Annotated in this window: 16 protein-coding genes and 2 rRNA genes (1 of these 18 only partly in view); 15 read left to right on the plus strand and 3 right to left on the minus strand. The window is 68.3% G+C overall.

Translation table 11 applies throughout. From position 1 onward, the window contains the following. The 10 genes from OHS57_RS21995 to OHS57_RS22040 all read left to right on the plus strand — a co-directional run. A 23S ribosomal RNA gene (locus OHS57_RS21995) occupies positions 1–2,146 on the plus strand (it extends 977 nt beyond the left edge of the window). 82 nt (positions 2,147–2,228) lie between these two features. Beyond that, positions 2,229–2,345 (plus strand): 5S ribosomal RNA (gene rrf / locus OHS57_RS22000). Between the two features lie 90 nt (positions 2,346–2,435). Beyond that, positions 2,436–3,080: an HAD family hydrolase gene (locus OHS57_RS22005; RefSeq protein WP_328583098.1), complete on the plus strand. Its 645-nt coding sequence runs from the start codon at positions 2,436–2,438 to the stop codon at positions 3,078–3,080. Positions 3,081–3,123: 43 nt separating this feature from the next. Beyond that, positions 3,124–4,344, plus strand: a complete 1,221-nt coding sequence (locus tag OHS57_RS22010) for an MFS transporter (protein WP_328583099.1) — start codon at positions 3,124–3,126, stop codon at positions 4,342–4,344. Further along, a complete protein-coding gene (locus OHS57_RS22015; RefSeq protein WP_328583100.1) occupies positions 4,313–5,485 on the plus strand; it encodes an acetoin utilization protein AcuC in 1,173 nt (390 codons plus the stop codon). The genes OHS57_RS22010 and OHS57_RS22015 overlap by 32 nt, the downstream gene beginning before the upstream one ends. Before the next feature lie 126 nt (positions 5,486–5,611). Next, positions 5,612–6,427 carry a phosphatase gene (locus tag OHS57_RS22020; protein WP_041986204.1) on the plus strand — a complete coding sequence of 272 codons (816 nt, stop codon included), beginning with the start codon at positions 5,612–5,614 and terminating at the stop codon, positions 6,425–6,427. Positions 6,428–6,555: 128 nt separating this feature from the next. Further along, entirely contained in the window at positions 6,556–6,768 is a 213-nt protein-coding gene (locus OHS57_RS22025; RefSeq protein ID WP_014046653.1) for a helix-turn-helix domain-containing protein, read from the plus strand. Between the two features lie 122 nt (positions 6,769–6,890). Continuing rightward, positions 6,891–6,989, plus strand: a complete 99-nt coding sequence (locus OHS57_RS22030) for a 30S ribosomal protein bS22 (RefSeq protein WP_003948845.1) — start codon at positions 6,891–6,893, stop codon at positions 6,987–6,989. Positions 6,990–7,115: 126 nt separating this feature from the next. Continuing rightward, on the plus strand, positions 7,116–8,171 hold the full coding sequence (locus tag OHS57_RS22035) for an NAD-dependent epimerase/dehydratase family protein (protein ID WP_041995407.1): 1,056 nt from the start codon (positions 7,116–7,118) through the stop codon (positions 8,169–8,171). Position 8,172: 1 nt separating this feature from the next. Next, positions 8,173–9,252 carry a lysophospholipid acyltransferase family protein gene (locus tag OHS57_RS22040; RefSeq protein ID WP_328583101.1) on the plus strand — a complete coding sequence of 360 codons (1,080 nt, stop codon included), beginning with the start codon at positions 8,173–8,175 and terminating at the stop codon, positions 9,250–9,252. A gap of 86 nt (positions 9,253–9,338) precedes the next feature. Here OHS57_RS22040 and OHS57_RS22045 read toward each other — a convergent pair whose 3' ends face one another. The 3 genes from OHS57_RS22045 to OHS57_RS22055 all read right to left on the minus strand — a co-directional run bounded on the left by OHS57_RS22045 (position 9,339) and on the right by OHS57_RS22055 (position 12,868). Continuing rightward, positions 9,339–10,574 (minus strand): DUF5667 domain-containing protein, encoded by a 1,236-nt coding sequence (locus OHS57_RS22045; protein ID WP_328583102.1) that lies wholly within the window; start codon positions 10,572–10,574, stop codon positions 9,339–9,341. 267 nt (positions 10,575–10,841) lie between these two features. Beyond that, positions 10,842–11,636: an ECF subfamily RNA polymerase sigma factor, BldN family gene (locus tag OHS57_RS22050; protein ID WP_041986189.1), complete on the minus strand. Its 795-nt coding sequence runs from the start codon at positions 11,634–11,636 to the stop codon at positions 10,842–10,844. 260 nt (positions 11,637–11,896) lie between these two features. Then, a complete protein-coding gene (locus OHS57_RS22055; protein WP_328583103.1) occupies positions 11,897–12,868 on the minus strand; it encodes an HAD family hydrolase in 972 nt (323 codons plus the stop codon). Between the two features lie 151 nt (positions 12,869–13,019). Here OHS57_RS22055 and OHS57_RS22060 point away from each other — a divergent pair, with 151 nt between their 5' ends. From OHS57_RS22060 to OHS57_RS22080, 5 genes are all read left to right on the plus strand, one after another. Beyond that, a complete protein-coding gene (locus tag OHS57_RS22060; protein WP_328583104.1) occupies positions 13,020–13,301 on the plus strand; it encodes a glutaredoxin family protein in 282 nt (93 codons plus the stop codon). Positions 13,302–13,585: 284 nt separating this feature from the next. Continuing rightward, a complete protein-coding gene (locus tag OHS57_RS22065; protein ID WP_328583105.1) occupies positions 13,586–14,422 on the plus strand; it encodes a redox-sensing transcriptional repressor Rex in 837 nt (278 codons plus the stop codon). Further along, positions 14,419–15,795 carry a glutamyl-tRNA reductase gene (locus OHS57_RS22070; protein ID WP_041986183.1) on the plus strand — a complete coding sequence of 459 codons (1,377 nt, stop codon included), beginning with the start codon at positions 14,419–14,421 and terminating at the stop codon, positions 15,793–15,795. Before OHS57_RS22065 ends, OHS57_RS22070 begins: the two co-directional genes overlap by 4 nt. Beyond that, positions 15,792–16,832: a hydroxymethylbilane synthase gene (hemC, locus tag OHS57_RS22075; RefSeq protein ID WP_078863478.1), complete on the plus strand. Its 1,041-nt coding sequence runs from the start codon at positions 15,792–15,794 to the stop codon at positions 16,830–16,832. Before OHS57_RS22070 ends, hemC begins: the two co-directional genes overlap by 4 nt. Further along, the gene (locus OHS57_RS22080; RefSeq protein WP_041986180.1) at positions 16,829–18,487 is read left to right on the plus strand and encodes a uroporphyrinogen-III synthase; all 1,659 of its coding nucleotides are present in this window, start codon (positions 16,829–16,831) and stop codon (positions 18,485–18,487) included. The genes hemC and OHS57_RS22080 overlap by 4 nt, the downstream gene beginning before the upstream one ends. Positions 18,488–18,514: the final 27 nt, after the last annotated feature.

The following is an 18,514-nucleotide window of genomic DNA, read 5'->3' on the forward strand; positions in this document are numbered from 1 at the left end:
TAGGCGATGGGCCCTACCGGGTTACTGACCTTAGCCAAACTCCGAATGCCGGTAAGTGAGAGCGCGGCAGTGAGACTGTGGGGGATAAGCTCCATGGTCGAGAGGGAAACAGCCCAGAGCATCGACTAAGGCCCCTAAGCGTACGCTAAGTGGGAAAGGATGTGGAGTCGCAGAGACAACCAGGAGGTTGGCTTAGAAGCAGCCACCCTTGAAAGAGTGCGTAATAGCTCACTGGTCAAGTGATTCCGCGCCGACAATGTAGCGGGGCTCAAGCGTACCGCCGAAGTCGTGTCATTCCAGCATGAGGGCCAACGCCCGTTGGGATGGGTAGGGGAGCGTCGTGTGCCGGGTGAAGCCTCCGCGGAAGCGAGGGGTGGACGGTTCACGAGTGAGAATGCAGGCATGAGTAGCGATACACACGTGGGAAACGTGTGCGCCGATTGACTAAGGGTTCCTGGGTCAAGCTGATCTGCCCAGGGTAAGTCGGGACCTAAGGCGAGGCCGACAGGCGTAGTCGATGGATAACCGGTTGATATTCCGGTACCCGCTTTGAAACGCCCAGTACTGAACCCATTAATGCTAAGGCCGTGAAGCCGTCCTGGAGCCTTCGGGCAAAGGGGAGTGGTGGAGCCGCCGGTCCAAGGTGGTAGTAGGTAAGCGATGGGGTGACGCAGGAAGGTAGTCCAGCCCGGGCGGTGGTTGTCCCGGGGTAAGGGTGTAGGGCGTTGTGTAGGTAAATCCGCACAACATTAAGTCTGAGACCTGATGCCGAGCCGATTGTGGTGAAGTGGATGATCCTATGCTGTCGAGAAAAGCCTCTAGCGAGTTTCATGGCGGCCCGTACCCTAAACCGACTCAGGTGGTCAGGTAGAGAATACCGAGGCGTTCGGGTGAACTATGGTTAAGGAACTCGGCAAAATGCCCCCGTAACTTCGGGAGAAGGGGGCCATTCCTGGTGATCATCTTTACGGTGTGAGCTTGGGGTGGCCGCAGAGACCAGCGAGAAGCGACTGTTTACTAAAAACACAGGTCCGTGCGAAGCCGTAAGGCGATGTATACGGACTGACGCCTGCCCGGTGCTGGAACGTTAAGGGGACCGGTTAGTCACATTTCGGTGTGGCGAAGCTGAGAACTTAAGCGCCAGTAAACGGCGGTGGTAACTATAACCATCCTAAGGTAGCGAAATTCCTTGTCGGGTAAGTTCCGACCTGCACGAATGGCGTAACGACTTCTCGACTGTCTCAACCATAGGCCCGGTGAAATTGCACTACGAGTAAAGATGCTCGTTTCGCGCAGCAGGACGGAAAGACCCCGGGACCTTTACTACAGTTTGATATTGGTGTTCGGTTCGGCTTGTGTAGGATAGGTGGGAGACTGTGAAGCTTGGACGCCAGTTCAGGTGGAGTCGTCGTTGAAATACCACTCTGGTCGTGCTGGATGTCTAACCTGGGTCCGTGATCCGGATCAGGGACAGTGTCTGATGGGTAGTTTAACTGGGGCGGTTGCCTCCTAAAGAGTAACGGAGGCGCCCAAAGGTTCCCTCAGCCTGGTTGGTAATCAGGTGTTGAGTGTAAGTGCACAAGGGAGCTTGACTGTGAGACCGACGGGTCGAGCAGGGACGAAAGTCGGGACTAGTGATCCGGCGGTGGCTTGTGGAAGCGCCGTCGCTCAACGGATAAAAGGTACCCCGGGGATAACAGGCTGATCTTCCCCAAGAGTCCATATCGACGGGATGGTTTGGCACCTCGATGTCGGCTCGTCGCATCCTGGGGCTGGAGTCGGTCCCAAGGGTTGGGCTGTTCGCCCATTAAAGCGGTACGCGAGCTGGGTTTAGAACGTCGTGAGACAGTTCGGTCCCTATCCGCTGTGCGCGTAGGAGTCTTGAGAAGGGCTGTCCCTAGTACGAGAGGACCGGGACGGACGAACCTCTGGTGTGCCAGTTGTCCTGCCAAGGGCATGGCTGGTTGGCTACGTTCGGGAGGGATAACCGCTGAAAGCATCTAAGCGGGAAGCCTGCTTCGAGATGAGGACTCCCACCCCCTTGAGGGGTTAAGGCTCCCAGTAGACGACTGGGTTGATAGGCCAGATGTGGAAGACCGGTAACGGTTGGAGCTGACTGGTACTAATAGGCCGAGGGCTTGTCCTCAGTTGCTCGCGTCCACTGTGTTAGTTCTGAAGTAACGAACAGCTGTGTCCATATCCGGTGTAGTTCGACATCTTCATAGTGTTTCGGTGGTCATTGCGTGAGGGAAACGCCCGGTTACATTCCGAACCCGGAAGCTAAGCCTCATTGCGCCGATGGTACTGCAGGGGGGACCCTGTGGGAGAGTAGGACGCCGCCGAACAATTCTTCAGTTAGACCAGGGAAGCCCCTGCACCCACGTGGTGTAGGGGCTTTTCTGCGTTCACGGTCATGTGCCGTTTAAGGTCGACGTATGCGCTACGAACTGATCATCTTCGACAACGACGGCGTGCTGGTCGACAGCGAACCGATCTCCAACACCATTCTCGCCGGCTATCTCACCGAGCTGGGACATCCCACCTCCTACGAGGACTCCCTGCGGGACTACATGGGCGCTGCGGTGCATCGCGTCCACGACCTCATCGGTGCCCGTACCGGGCGTCTGCTACCCGACGACTTCGACGAGACCCTGCACTCCCGCGTCTTCGCCGCCTTCGAGCGCGAGTTGACGCCGGTCGACGGCGTCGCGGATGTTCTGGAGAAGCTTGCCGCCGACGGGGTGCCGTACTGCGTGGCGTCCTCCGGGAGCCATGAGCGGATCAGGGTCGGGCATCGTAAGACCGGGCTCGACCGGTGGTTCGACGACCGGGTCATCTTCAGCGCGCAGGACGTCGGCAGGGGCAAGCCCGAGCCGGATCTCTTCCTTTATGCCGCCGAGCAGATGGGAGTCGCCCCCGACGTCTGCGCCGTCGTCGAGGATTCGCCGCTGGGTGTCGCGGCGGCCAGGGCCGCCGGGATGGATGTGTACGCGTTCGCTGCCATGACGCCCGCCGAGAAGCTGGCCGGGGCCAACGGGTACTTCGGCGGGATGAACGAACTGCTGGGATTGCTCGCCTGATCCATCTACCCATGGGTAGCGCGGCGTCATACGCTTTCCGGCCATGACAGATGTGCGGTTGCGGCACGGTCGGGCCTCCCTTGCGGTGAGCTTCTTCGCCCAGGGCGTGGCCTTCGCTCTCCTCGTCACCCGTATCCCCGCGATCCAGGACCGGTACGGGATATCCGACGGGCTGCTGCCGGTGTTCCTCGCCGCCGTACCCATTCTCGCGGGTGTCGGGAGTGTCGTCACCGAGAAGCTGGTCGCGAAGGTGCGGCCGAGCATGGTGCTGCGGTGTGCGCAGCCCGTGGTGCTGCTCGCTCTGCTCGGGGTCGGTGCCGGGGACGCGCTGTGGCAGATCGCCGTCTCCCTCGCTGCCTTCGGTCTTGCGGTGGGGGCGCTCGACGCGTCGATGAACATGCTCGGGGTGAGTCTCCAGCGGGCCTACGGGCGCAGCATCATGCTCGGGTTCCATGCCGCGTACAGCCTCGGTGGGATAGCCGGGGCCTCGCTGGCCTGGGCGGGGGCGCACTGGGATCTGTCGCTGCTGGTGTCGTATCTCCCGGTGGTGGTCGTGCTGCTGCCGCTGACGCTGATCGGCAGCCGGTGGTACGCCGATGCGACACCGGACGCGGTCGAGGCAGCCGCCGGGTCGGGGGACAAGCCCGTAACCGCGGGCAGCAAGCCCGTCGTCTTCAAGCTGCTGCTGCCCCTGTGTCTGGTGATGGCCTTCGCCTACATCGGTGACTCCACCGTCTCGAACTGGAGCGCCAAGTACCTCCAGGACGTGCTGCACAGCTCGGAGGAGCTGGCGACCGTTCCGTACAACGCCTACATGGTGACGACCCTGCTGGGCCGCGCCGTCGGGGACTTCGGCGTGCGGCGCTTCGGTGCTGTGGCTGTCGTGCGGTGCGGGACGGTGCTCGCCGCCGCCGGGTTCGGGGTGGTCGCCATCGCTTCGGGGCCCTGGGTGGGGATTCTCGGGTTCACGATGCTGGGTCTTGGGCTGTGTGTGATCGTGCCGCAGACCTTCGCCGCCGCCGGCCGGCTGTTTCCCGCCGCGAGTGACGCGGCGGTGGCGCGGCTCAACATCTTCAACTATGTGGGCTTTCTGATCGGGTCGCCGCTGGTGGGTGCCCTGGGTGACGCGTGGAGCTACCGGGGCGCGATGCTCGTGCCGATGGTGATGGTTCTGGTGACCCTCGTGTACGCCCGCTCGTTCGGGACGGACCCGGCCGGATACGGTGGCGGGCATGAGCGGCCGCGCACTGTTGATGTGGGATGACGCAGTTTCGGGATACGACTTCGGACCCAGCCACCCGATGGATCCGGTACGGCTGGCGCTGACCATGGGGTTGGTCCGGGCGTACGGGCTGGACAGAGCGGTGGATGTGGTGGCGGCGCCGGCGGCGGGTGATTCGACGCTGCGGCTGGTGCACCAGGCCGAGTACGTCGAGGCCGTACGGCGGCTGTCGCTGGACCCGGGGTCCGCCGACGGGTCGTACGGTCTGGGGACGGCGGACGATCCGGCGTTCGCGGGGATGCACGAGGCGTCGGCGCTGATCGCCGGGCAGTCGGTCGGTGCGGCGGAGGCGGTGTGGCGGGGCGAGGCCGCGCACGCGGTGAACTTCGCGGGTGGTCTGCATCATGCGATGCCGGGTGCCGCTTCGGGTTTCTGCATCTACAACGACGCGGCGCTGGCGATTGCCCGGCTGCTGGAGCTGGGTGCCGAGCGGGTGGCGTACATCGACGTCGACGTGCATCACGGCGACGGGGTCCAGGCGGCGTTCTGGGAGGACCCGCGGGTGCTGACCGTTTCGTTGCACGAGCATCCGCGGACGTTGTTCCCGGGGACGGGGTGGGCCGAGGAGACCGGGGCCGGTGCGGGGGAGGGTGGTGCGGTGAATGTGCCGCTGCCCGCGGGGACCGGGGACGAGGGCTGGTTGCGGGCGTTCCACGCCGTGGTGCCCGAGCTGGTGGCGGACTTCCGGCCGCAGGTGCTGGTGACGCAGCACGGCGCCGATACGCATATCGAGGATCCGCTGGCGCATCTCGCGGTGTCGCTGGACGCGCAGCGCGCGGTGCAGGCCGCCTGCCATGACCTGGCGCACGAGTACGCGGACGGGGGCCGCTGGCTGGCGCTGGGCGGTGGTGGTTACGCGGTGGTCGACGTGGTGCCCCGGTCCTGGGCGCATCTGGTGGGGATCGCCGCGCACGCGCCGGTCGACCCGCAGTCGGCTGTGCCGGCGTCGTGGCGGGACGAGGTGTACGCGCGGACGCGTCAGCCGGGTCCGGTGCGGATGACGGACGGGCGTACGGCGCAGTGGCAGCCGTGGGACGCGGGGTACGATCCGGCGGACCGGCTGGACCAGGCGGTGCTGGCGACGCGTAAGGCGGTGTTCCCGCTGCGGGGGCTGCTCGCCTGAGCCGTCCGCCGGTTGGGCCGTGGCGGTGCGGGCACATGCGGGGGCGGCGCAGGCACGTTACGCCAACTGTGGGGTGTATACCGGGTTCCGGCCCCTCGCCGGTCCTGGTGCGCGAGCATCGGTGGTGTGTTGAGCACCGGAGCGTTGCGTGCGCATCTGCTGGCGGCCAGGCTGGCCGGTCCTGTGGCGACGTCGCGGGAGGAGAGTCTGCGCAGTTACCGGCTCTTCGCCGCCCGTGATCCGCGGGTGATGCTCGGCCTGGACCCCGAATGGGCCTGGGGGGAGCGGGACTTGCTCAGTCTCATGGCCGACAAGTGCGGGGTCTCCGCCGATCCCGGTCATGTGTCGGGGCAGGACGTGATCGATCCCGAGCGGACGCTCGGTGCGCTGGAGGCGTTCGCGGGGCGGCTGCGGCAGGCGGTGGCGGAGCGGGCGCCTGTGCTGTTCGGGACGGGCCATCCGCATCGGCTGCTGGGTTTCTACGCAGGTCTCGCAGACGCTTTGTCGGCGGCGGGATGTGTTGTTCTCACACCTTCGCAGGGGCGATGTATCGACATAACGACCCGGTTCGGGGTACGCACGTACCGTCTTGACTACGTACGGGGCGTCGCGTTGGTGCGCGAACCGGGTGTTCGGTGCGCCGGGAGTGAGCCGGGCGCACACACCCATTCGCCGCTGCCCGTGCGGGTCGCGCTCGACGGTCTCGCGGAGGCCGGCCGGCCGCTGCCCGAGTTGGTGGTGGGGGACCACGGCTGGGTCTGCGGGGCAGGTCAGCTCGGCATTGAGGCGATCGGGCTGGCGGACACGGACGATCCGGCGCTGTTCGTCGGTGAGGCGGAGGGCCGGGTGTCCGTGGTGGTGCCACTTGATGACGCGGTGCGCTCCGATTACTACCGCCCGCTTACTCGCTATGTACTCAATCGGGCGTGTCTGTCACAGTAATCAGCCGGAGGTTGCTCCTCTTCCCCACTCGTATCACCCGCCCCTAGTCTGGTGTGTGAGCGCACAGCGACGAAGAGTTACCGGAGGGGAAGCCGGTGGCCGTCGGGTGCGGAAGGTACAGGTGGGTCATGGCTGCTGGCAGCGAGAGGCCTCTCAACGAGGTCAAGTTCCTTACCGTGGCGGAGGTCGCCTCGGTGATGCGAGTGTCGAAGATGACCGTGTACCGGTTGGTGCACAGCGGTCATCTGCCGGCGATCCGGGTGGGCAGGTCTTTCCGGGTTCCGGAGCAAGCGGTTCACGAGTACCTCCGCGAGTCCTTTGTGGGGGTTGAGTCGGCCTGAGCTGAGCCGGCGGCATCCCCTCGGATTACGTCCCTCACTCGCTGACGGGTAGGCTAGGCCGACGTAGGTCGTGTGGGCCCAGACGCCCCGCACCGAGTGAAGAGAAGTGAGCGAGGGTAGTCGTGGGCTCTGTTATCAAGAAGCGGCGTAAGCGGATGGCCAAGAAGAAGCACCGCAAGCTGCTCAAGCGCACCCGCGTTCAGCGCCGCAACAAGAAGTAAGCGGCAGCTGTTCGTACATCCGCGGCCCTTCCACCAGCACGGTGGGAGGGCCGCGGTGTCATCCCCGGGCAATCGTGAACCGCTACGGTGACGCGTAGACGCAGTTCTAGGGGAAGGCAGTTGATCTTGGGCAAGGTCGTGCTCGTGACCGGAGTGGCCAGACAGCTGGGCGGCCGTTTCGTACGGCGCGTTCAACGCGACCCCGGTGTGGAGCGGGTGATCGCGGTCGACGCGGTTCCTCCCGAGCACCATTTGGGCGAGGCGGAATTCGTCCGGGCCGATATCCGTCAGCCGGCCATAGCGAGAGTTCTCGCCGAACACAGTGTCGACACCGTGGTTCATCTGGATGTGACGGGTACCGCGCTGGGCGGTACGGGCAGCCGTGCGTCGGTGAAGGAAAACAACGTCATCGGCACGATGCAGCTGCTCGGCGCCTGTCAGAAATCGCCGACGGTCCGCCGCCTCGTCGTCAAGTCCAGTACCAGCGTGTACGGTTCGGCGCCGCGCGATCCTGCCGTGTTCACCGAGACGATGCCGGCGAAGTCGCTGCCGAGCGGCGGATTCGCGAAGGACGCCGTCGAGGTCGAGGGGTACGTGCGCGGATTCGCGCGCCGCAGGCCCGATGTGGCTGTTTGCGTGCTGCGCTTCGCGAACATCCTGGGGCCCGCGGCCGATTCGCCGCTCGCCGAGTATCTGTCGCTGCCCGTGCTGCCGACGGTCTTCGGGTACGACCCGCGGCTGCAGTTCGTCCACGAGGACGACGTGATCGACGTCCTGCTGATCGCCGCGGCCGAGGCCAGGCGCGGGACGCTCAACAGCGGGACCTTCAACGTCGCCGGCGAGGGCGTGCTGCTGCTGTCGCAGTGCTCGCGGCGGCTGGGGCGGCCCACCGTGCCCGTGCTGCTGCCGGCGGTGACCTGGGTCGGCTCGGCGCTGCGTACGGCGGGGATGACGGACTTCTCGCCGGAGCAGATCCGGCTGCTGACCCACGGCAGGGTGGTCAGTACGGACCAGATGCGCGAGACACTGGGATTCGTGCCCACGTATTCGACCGCGCAGACCTTCGCCGATTTCGCGCGGAGCCGTGGCGCGGGGCTGCTGCCGCCGCAGACGGTGGCTCTCGCGGTCGACAGGCTGTCCCAATTCGTCAGCTCCCAACTCGTCGGCAAGGAGGGCATCTGACATGGCGGATGCCAAGGTCATCCCTTTCGGTGACGATCCGCGGTCCAGGCGGGGCGCGGCCGGCCGGCAGAAGCAGGCCAAGGACGCGGCCACGAAGCGTTCACAGGGCCGCACACGCAAACCGGGTGGACTGATCCCCGTACCGGAGGAAGAGCCGCTCCAGCAGCCCGCGGCGGACGAGCGGTCCGCCGCCGGGCCGGAGCCGGCGGTGGCCGCGGCGGCGGAGCCCGAGCCGCGCGGCGACAGCTGGGAGCGCCGGCTGGCCGGCGGGCTGGCGTTCCTGCGGCGGCGGGTCACCGGGGATTACGAGGTCGACGAGTTCGGGTACGACAAGGAGCTGACCGACCAGGTCCTGATGTCGCTGATTCGGCCGCTGTACGAGAAGTACTTCCGCGTCGAGGTGAAGGGCATCGAGAACATCCCGGCGGAGGGCGGGGCGCTCGTGGTGGCCAACCACTCGGGGACGCTGCCGTGGGACGGGCTGATGATGCAGGTCGCCGTCCATGACAACCATCCCGCCGAGCGGCATCTGCGGCTGCTGGCCGCCGATCTGGTCTTCATGATGCCGGTCGTCAACGAGCTGGCGCGCAAGGCCGGGCACACCCTGGCGTGCGCGGAGGACGCGGAGCGGCTTCTGCAGCGCGGCGAGGTCGTCGGGGTGATGCCGGAGGGCTTCAAGGGCATCGGCAAGCCGTTCAGCGAGCGTTACAAGCTGCAGCGGTTCGGCCGGGGCGGGTTCGTGTCGACGGCGCTGCGCGCGGGGGCGCCGATCGTGCCGTGCTCGATCGTCGGGGCCGAGGAGATCTATCCGATGCTCGGCAACGCGAAGACGGTCGCGCGGCTGCTGGGGATCCCGTACTTCCCGCTGACGCCGACGTTTCCGTGGCTGGGGCCGCTCGGGGCGGTGCCGCTGCCGACGAAGTGGACGATCCAGTTCGGTGAGCCGATCCCCACGGACGGCTACCCGCCGGAGGCGGCGGAGGATCCGATGCTGATGTTCAACCTGACGGACCAGGTGCGGGAGCAGATCCAGCACACGCTGTACAAGCTGCTGGTGCAGCGGCGGTCCGTGTTCTTCTGAGGTCTTCTGAGTTCTTCTGAGGTCGGCCGCCGGGACATGGCTGAGGCGCGGCGCTCCCTTTCGGGTGCGCCGCGCCTCAGCCGTGATCAGTCGGCGTCTTCCGCGTTCAGGCCGAGGCCCGGCAGCAGATCCGGCAGCAGGGGCGGGATCGTGACGTCCGGACCGGGGTTGCCGTTGTCCTGCTTGTCGGGCGGGGACGACGGTTCGTCGCTGTCCGACGGGGGGTCGAGCAGTCCGCCCGCACCGCCGTCGAGGAGGCCCTTGTCCGGCGTGCTGCCGGAGTGCGAGCGGGATCCCGACGGTGAGGGGGTGCCGCTCTCGTGGTGCGGGCCGCCGCTCTCGCTCTTGTGCGGTGAGGAGGGCGAGGGACTGTCCTTGTGGGCGGAGCCGCCGGCGTCCTGGGTGGAGCCAGGGCTGGTGGAGGTGGAGCGGTGGCGCTTCTCCGGGGTGGGTGGCAGCAGGGACTGGAGCGGGGCGACCTCTTCGTCTATGGCGTCGAAGACCGAACTGACCTGGTTTCCGACGTCGGTGAGCTGTACGGGCAGCCGGTCACGCACCCCGTTCCACGCCTGGCGGTGCGAGGCGGAGAACGACGAGAGCGTGGCGATCGGGCCGAGCGAGCCGTCCCGTTCGTACGCCTGGTGGAGCAGCCGGTGGCCTTGCGTGGCGTCGTACTTCATCCCGCTCAGCGCGCGCCGGATCTCGTTCAGCTGCTCGTGGTCGAGCTGGCCCGCGCGGTCGCGTTCGAGGAGCCGGCGGGCTTCGTTGAGGCGGGTCGAGGCGTGGTCGAGGTAGATCCCGCCCCGGGCGGAGTCGTCCCCCGCCATGCCGAGCTTGAAGTCCTCCATGCCGCGTTTGAGCCCGTAGAGCGAGTCACCCGGCAGTGCGTTGTTGCTTGCCGCTGCCACGCCGCCGAACGCGCCGGCTGCCACGCCGACCGTGAGTCCGCCGGCGGCGAGACTCTTCGACCAGCGGGACCGCGGGCGCAGCTTCCGGAGCGGGGAGGCCCGGTGGGCACCCCTGCCTGCCGTCCGCTGCTCGGGCACCGTGGGGCCCGACGTCACACCTCCGCCGATTGTGCCTTCCCGCAGCATGGTCTCCATGGCTGCCACGAGCTGTGCTCGTTGCACCACTTTGACCTCGGGGTCCAGCGTCGGTCTCGGCAGTTCGCCGAGCCCGCTCGCCAGGGCCAACAGCCGCCCCTGTTCGGCCGGTTCGGCCGAATCGGCGGGCTGTTCGGCCGCCGCGCCCTGGACCGTCTGGTCTTCCAGGGCCTGGGCGAAGGCGTTCGCCCGCCGGTGTGACGAAACGTTCGCGATCACTGGCGGCACCTCCTCTCGTCATGACGATCGACTCCCCTGGGGGTCCGGAAGGTTGCACGCCTTGAGCGCAGCCACACGATCGAGTGAGTGGCTGCGAGCACGGCGTGACCGCAGGGAGCCTGCATCCCGCACAACGAGCGGCGCGGCACTTGGGTTACGCGCGACGGATGATCGGACCAGTGCGTCATCGAGGCGTCACCGACTGTGAGTTGGGTCTTCGGCCGGACAGGGCCCACCAGGGGTGGGCGGGGGTCGAGGGTGGTTCGGTCAGCGGGCGTCTTCCGGGAGCAGCCGGGCCAGGGTGCGGACGGCCCGGTACTGCAAGGTCTTGATCGCTCCTTCGTTCTTGCCCATGACCCTGGCCGTTTCGGCGACCGAGAGGCCCTGCAGGAAGCGCAGTGTCACGCACTCCTGCTGCTGGGGGTTGAGCTTGCGTACGGCTTCGAGCAGCGCCGCGTTGGAGAGGGACTCCAGGACGGAGTCCTCCGGGCTGCGTGCCACCTCGTTGGCGTCGAGCATCTCGCCCGTGGTCACTTCCAGTCGGAAGCGGCTCGACTTGAAATGGTCGGCGACCAGGTTCCGGGCGATCGTGACCAGCCAGGCGCCGAAGTCGCGCCCTTGCCAGGTGAAGGTGGAGATCCGGCGCAGGGCGCGCAGGAACGTCTCGCTGGTGAGGTCTTCCGCGGTCGCCTTTCCGCCCACGCGGTAATAGATGTAGCGGTAGACGGTGTCGCTGTACTGGTCGTACAGCCGGCCGAACGCGTCGGCCTCACCGGCCTGGGCGCGCTCGACGAGATCCATCATGCGCGCGCTGTCGCTGTCGGCGCTGGGCCGGCGAGCGGTGGTCGATGCGGCGGCGCTGCTTCGGCTTCCCCGTCTGCCGACTGCCGCACCGCCGCTCGCCAGGGCATAACAAGGTCCGATAGGGCCGCTCACGGCAGGGGCCGGTGCGGCGAAGGCGGGGACGGCGTACGCGGTGGGGACGAAGCCGCGCAAGTGGTCGAGGACCGTTGCGCGCAGCGTAGCCAGGCCCGAGGCGTCAACCCCGACGTGTGGGTACACGGGACTCCCAGAGGCAGAGCTTCCATCACGTGCAGTGCGGGACCGTTCACTCGTCGTGGCGACGTGTGGGGTCCGGTATGCGTCTGAGGAGAATAACGCTTCGTACAGGCAGCGCTACACCCAGTTGCTCAAATCACCGATTAGGTCGCTTCTGTGGCGTCTGGGTAGCGCTTTAAGTCGCACATCGTGATCGCTAATTGATCAGATTGCGTCAAGATCTGTCCGCGGCCGGACCGCTCCGGGGGTGTGGCGGATACCTGTCAGCGGTAGCGGCGGCGCAGCGCCACGGCGGCTGCCGTACCGCCCGCGAGGGCGCCCACTCCGGCGGCGGCCGGGATGCCGACCTTGGCCGCCTTGCGGCCGGTGCGGTAGTCGCGCAGGCGCCAGTCCAGCTGCCGCGCGTGCTTGCGGAGTTTGGTGTCCGGGTTGATCGCGTACGGGTGCCCGACGAGCGAGAGCATCGGGATGTCGTTGTGGGAGTCGCTGTACGCGGCGCAGCGTTCGAGGTCGAACCCCTCGGCCGCGGCGAGCGCCCGTACGGCCTCGGCCTTGGCCGGGCCGTGCAGCGGCTCGCCGACGAGCTTGCCCGTGTACACGCCGTCGACGGATTCGGCGACGGTGCCCAGCGCGCCGGTCAGGCCGAGCCTGCGGGCGATGATGGTCGCCGTCTCGACGGGCGCCGCCGTGACGAGCCAGACCTGCTGGCCGGCGTCGAGGTGGGCCTGGGCGAGGGCGCGGGTGCCCGGCCAGATGCGGTCGGCCATGTATTCGTCGTAGATCTCCTCGCCGATCGACATCAGCTCGGAGACGCGGTGGCCCTTGACGATGGACAGGGCGCTGTCGCGCGCGTCCTGCATGTGTTCCGGGTCCTCGACGCCTGCCAGCCTGAACCACGCCTGCTGCCAGGCGAACCTGGCCAGCTCGCGGCGCTGGAAGAACTTCCGCTTGTAGAGGCCGCGGCCGAAGTGGAAGATCGCGGCGCCCTGCATCACGGTGTTGTCGAGGTCGAAGAAGGCGGCTGCCCGCTCGTCGCCGATGACGGGGAAGTCGGGCGTCCGCCCGGGGTCTTCGTCCGCGCCCCGCGCTGCCGGGTCCTGCTGGTCCAGCAGGTCCGGCAGGACCTGGGAGCCTTGCGAGGACTTGCGTGCTGCCTCGGCTGCGGCTTCGCCTGCCAGCACGCTCCGGGGTGTCGCGGAGCGCCTACGGGGGGTGAGCCATCCCAGTGCGGCCATATCGTGAGCATAGCCAGTCTGTCTGTCAGTTCCTGACGTGTCGTGGCGCCGGGGGCGTGAACTCTCCACGACCGGTGTGTTAATCGGGAGATCCTGGGCGGCTGTGGATGACCGGCGGCTTCTCGCGCCGGTCGGGCGGAGAATGGGGTCCATGAGTCCTCTGTTGCGGCGTGGCGTGAAGAAGAAGGATGCGGCCGAGCGTGTTGTGACGCTCATCTCCAAACCGGGGTGTCATCTCTGCGACGACGCGCGCTCGGTCGTCGAGGCCGTGTGCGCCGAGACGGGTGCGGTCTGGGAGGAGAAGGACATCTCGCGGGACGAGGCGCTGCACCGGGAGTACTGGGAGCAGATTCCGGTGGTCCTGGTCGACGGCGAGCAGCACACGTTCTGGCGGGTGGACGCCGATCGGCTCCGTCGCGAACTGGGGGCCTGACCGAAAAGGCGGTTACCATCGTGGGCGCTTTGCTGGTGTTTTCTCAGGTCCCGGGGGCGTATTCGTGAGGAGTGTGTGCGGCTTTGCCCCCTTCGTGTGTGCAACGGGCTGACGTGGCCGGCGGTTCCTCCGGCGGTCGATCGGGACGCGTGACCCCGGTCACTTTGCTCGGACAAAGCGGACACCATCTTTGTGCACGCGTTCACAAAGACATAGCCTGCATTCGACGGGGCGGTCCTGGGACATACGGCCGCCTGCAGCCCCGCTCATCCCGCAGGAGCACCGTGGCAACTGGCCGAACTCACCGACCGGCGACCCGTAGCCGAGGAATCCCCGAGGCAACCGTCGCCCGGCTTCCGCTGTATCTGCGAGCGCTCACCGGACTTTCGGAGCGCTCGGTCCCCACGGTCTCGTCCGAGGAACTGGCCGCGGCCGCCGGGGTCAACTCCGCGAAGCTGCGCAAGGACTTCTCGTACCTCGGCTCCTACGGGACCCGCGGTGTGGGCTACGACGTCGAGTATCTCGTGTACCAGATCTCGCGTGAGCTCGGCCTCACCCAGGACTGGCCGGTCGTGATCGTCGGTATCGGTAACCTCGGCGCGGCGCTCGCCAATTACGGCGGGTTCGCCTCGCGCGGCTTCCGGGTCGCGGCCCTGATAGACGCCGATCCCGCGATGGCCGGCAAGCCGGTCGCCGGGATGCCCGTCCAGCACTCGGACGAGCTGGAGAAGATCATCAGTGACAACGGTGTCTCGATCGGTGTCATCGCCACCCCCGCGGGAGCGGCGCAGGCCGTCTGTGAACGGCTCGTCGCCGCCGGTGTCACGTCCATCCTCAACTTCGCGCCGACCGTCCTGACCGTTCCCGACGGTGTCGACGTGCGCAAGGTCGATCTCTCCATCGAGCTGCAGATCCTCGCCTTCCACGAGCAGCGCAAGGCCGGCGAGGACGCCGCTGCCGAGGCGGCGGAAGCAGCGGCGGCGCCGCCGCCCGTCGCGCCCCCGGCACCGCCCGCCGAACCCGCCGCCGATCCTGCGGCCGAGGCTTCGGCCGCGCAGGACGGCACCGCCCCCGGCCGGAAGGGACCCGACGGGGACGTCCCCGCGGTGATGCCGGCATGAGTCTTCTGGTCGTCGGACTGAGCCACCGCAGCGCGCCGGTGAGTGTGCTGGAGCGCGCGTCGCTCGACTCCGACTCTCAGGTGAAACTGCTGCGGGACTCGCTGGCCGCCGAGCCGGCGACGGAGGCGGCCGTCCTCGCCACCTGCAACCGCATCGAGCTCTACGCCGACGTGGACAAGTTCCACGCGGGCGTCGCCGAGCTGTCGACGCTGCTCGCGCAGCACAGCTCCGTCGGCCTGGACGAGCTCACTCCTTATCTTTATGTGCACTACGAGGACCGCGCCGTCCACCACCTGCTGTCGGTGGCGTGCGGACTCGACTCGATGGTCGTCGGCGAGGGCCAGATCCTCGGCCAGATCAAGGACGCGCTCGCCCTCGGCCAGGAGCTGCACACCGCGGGACGGCTGCTCAACGACCTCTTCCAGCAGGCCCTGCGGGTCGGCAAGCGCGCGCACAGCGAGACCGGTATCGACAGGGCGGGACAGTCGCTCGTCACCTTCGGCCTCGAACAGCTCGCGGCCGGCCCGGCGGGCGGCGCCGTGGACGTATGGGCCAAGGGCAAGAGTGCGCTCGTCATCGGCGCCGGCTCGATGTCCTCGCTCGCCGCGGCCACGCTGGCCAGGGCCGGTGTCGCCGAGATCGTCGTCGCCAACCGCACGGCGGCTCGCGCCGACCGGCTCGTGGAGATCCTCACCGGGCCCGGCGGTACGGGCGTCGCGGCGCGCGCCGTCGACATGGCGGCCGTCGGCGACGAGCTGAAGCGCGCCGACATCGCCGTGTCCTGTACGGGTTCGACCGGGCTCGTGCTGAGCGTCGTCGCCGTCGAGGCCGCGCTGGCGGGGCGCACCGACCGTACCGACCGGCTCGCCCTGCTCGACCTGGCCATGCCGCGCGACATCGACGCCGCCGTGCACCGGCTGGGCGGGGTCCGCTTCGTGGACATCGAGTCCCTTGCCGAGGCCTCGGCCGACGCGCCGATGGCGGCCGACGTCGACCAGGTACGCACCATCGTCTCCGACGAGGTGGCCGCCTTCGGGGCGGCTCAGCGCGCCGCGCACATCACTCCGACCGTGGTCGCGCTGCGCGCGATGGCGGCCGACGTGGTGAGCAGCGAGGTCGCGCGGCTCGAAGGCAGGCTGCCGGGGCTCGACGACAGGCAGCGCGCCGAGATCACCAGGACCGTACGCCGCGTCGTCGACAAACTGCTGCACGCGCCCACCGTGCGCGTGAAGCAGCTGGCCAGCGAACCCGGCGGCGCCGGGTACGCGGACGCCCTGCGGGAACTTTTCGACATCGACCCGCAGACGGTCGCCGCCGTCAGCAGGGCCGACCTGAATGACACCACTGACGGTGTAGGCAGAGGGCAGGTATGACCGAGGCACACAGGCCCCTGAGGCCGGACAAGGCCCTGACACCGGAGAGCACGCCGGGCAGCACGCCGGAGAACACGCCGGACAACAGGCCACTGAGGCTGGGAACGCGGCGCAGCAAGCTCGCCAAGGCCCAGTCCGCACTGGTGGCCCGAGCGGTGACCGAGCTGACCGGCAGGCCGGTCGAGCTGGTCGAGATCACCACGTACGGGGACACGTCCCGTGAGCTGCTGGCGCAGATCGGCGGCACCGGCGTGTTCGCCACCGCGCTGCGCGATGCACTGCTGCGCGGCGAGGTCGACTTCGCCGTGCACTCCCTGAAGGACCTGCCGACGGCCCAGCCCGACGAGCTGGTGATCGCGGCCGTGCCGCCGCGCGCCGACCCGAGGGACGTCCTGGTCGCACGGGACGGGCTGACGTTCGAGCAGTTGCCCGACGGCGCCCGGGTCGGTACGGGTTCGGCGCGCAGGTCCGCGCAGCTCAACGCGTACGCGCGCGGCCACGGCCGCCGGATAGAAACCGTGCCGATCCGGGGGAACATCGACACCCGCGTCGGATACGTCCACAGCGGGGAGTTCGACGCCGTCGTACTCGCCGCGGCGGGGCTCCACCGGATAGGCATGACCGGCGAGGTGACCGACGTCCTGTCGGCCGACACCGTCCTGCCCGCCCCCGGTCAAGGGGCTCTCGCAGTAGAGTGCGCCGCGGTCAACGTAGATCTCGCCGCTTTGCTCGCCGGACTCGACGACCCGGGCACCCGGGCCGCCGTGACCGCCGAGCGTTCCCTGCTCGCCGCCCTGGAGGCCGGCTGCAGCGCACCTGTGGGTGCTCTGGCCGACCTGCTGGACGACGGACAGGCTGTCAACGAAATGCGCCTGCGGGGGGTCGTCGGGACAACCGACGGTTCGACGCTGGTGCAGCTGTCCACCACCGGTCCTGTACCCACGTCGCATGGCGACGCCGTCGCGCTCGGTCGCGAACTCGCGTCCGAGATGCTCGCCAAGGGTGCGGCCGGTCTTATGGGGGAGCGAGCACTTTGAGCGCCACCGCCACTGACCTTCCGGCCTACTCCACATCAGGGCACGTCACCTTCCTCGGTGCCGGACCCGGAGACCCGGGTCTGCTGACACTCCGCGCCGTCGAGGCGCTCGCGGGGGCGGATGTACTGATTGCCGAGCCGGATGTGCTCGATGTTGTACGCAGCCATGCCCGTGCGAGTGTGAGCACGCCTGCTCTGACGGTCGTTGACGATGTGTCAACAGCCGCCGGGATCCCCGCGATCAGGGATGCGGCCAATCTTGTCATGGAGGCCGCGCGGGGCGGCAAGCGGGTCGTCCGTGCCGTCACGGGCGATCCCGGTCTCGACGGCGACGCCGGCGCCGAGATGCTCGCCTGCGCGACCGCCGGCATCCCCTTCGAGGTGGTGCCCGGTATCGCGGCCGCGGTCGGCGTGCCGGCCTACGCCGGGGTGCCGCTGCGCGACGCGCAGGGCACGGACGTGCGCTTCGTGGACGCCAGGACCGCCAGCGAGCGCTGCTGGACCGAGGTCGGCGCGAGCGACGGCACGGCCGTCGTCTCCACGACGCTCGACGCCGTCGGCGCCACCGCCGGTGAACTCGTCGCGGCCGGCCGCAAGCCGGACACCCCGATGACCGTCACCGTCGCCGGTACGACGACCCGGCAGCGCACCTGGACCGCCACGCTCGGCACGATCGCGCAGACGCTCAAGCAGGCCAAGGTGCTGCCGTCCCCGGACGGACACCAGCCCGTCATAGCCGTGGTCGGCGAACGCAGTTCGGCCGCCCAGCGTGACCAGCTCGCCTGGTTCGAGTCCAAGCCGCTGTTCGGCTGGAAGGTGCTCGTGCCGCGCACGAAGGAGCAGGCCGCCTCGCTCTCCGACCAGCTCAGGTCGTACGGCGCGGTGCCGCACGAGGTGCCGACCATCGCCGTCGAACCGCCGCGTACGCCCCAGCAGATGGAGCGCGCGGTCAAGGGCCTGGTGACGGGCCGCTACGAGTGGATCGCGTTCACCTCGGTCAACGCGGTCAAGGCCGTGCGGGAGAAGTTCGAGGAGTACGGGCTCGACGCCCGAGCCTTCGCCGGGATCAAGGTCGCCGCCGTCGGCGACCAGACGGCGGCCTCGCTGGTCGACTTCGGCGTCAAGCCGGACCTGGTGCCCAGCGGCGAGCAGTCGGCCGCCGGACTCCTGGAGGACTGGCCGCCGTACGATCCGGTCTTCGACCCGATCGACCGGGTGTTCCTGCCGCGCGCCGACATCGCGACCGAGACCCTGGTCGCCGGCCTCATCGAGCTGGGCTGGGAGGTGGACGACGTCACGGCGTACCGCACCGTGCGCGCGTCGCCGCCGCCGGCCGAGACCCGTGAGGCGATCAAGGGCGGCGGTTTCGACGCCGTGCTGTTCACGTCGTCCTCGACCGTGCGCAACCTGGTCGGGATCGCGGGCAAGCCGCACAACGTGACGGTGATCGCCTGTATCGGCCCGGCGACGGCGAAGACGGCCGAGGAGCACGGGCTGCGGGTCGACGTCCTCTCACCGGAGCCGTCGGTCCACAAGCTGGCCGAGGCGCTCGCCGCGTTCGGTACGCGGCGCCGCGAGTCGGCGCGGGAGGCGGGCGAGACGGTCACCCGGCCGAGCGAGCGCCGTCCGGGCGGCCGGCGGCGGCGCACCACCTGAGCACACCCGCCCCGCTGCGGGACGACC

This window comes from Streptomyces sp. NBC_00370, assembly GCF_036084755.1.
Classification (GTDB): Bacteria; Actinomycetota; Actinomycetes; order Streptomycetales; family Streptomycetaceae; genus Streptomyces.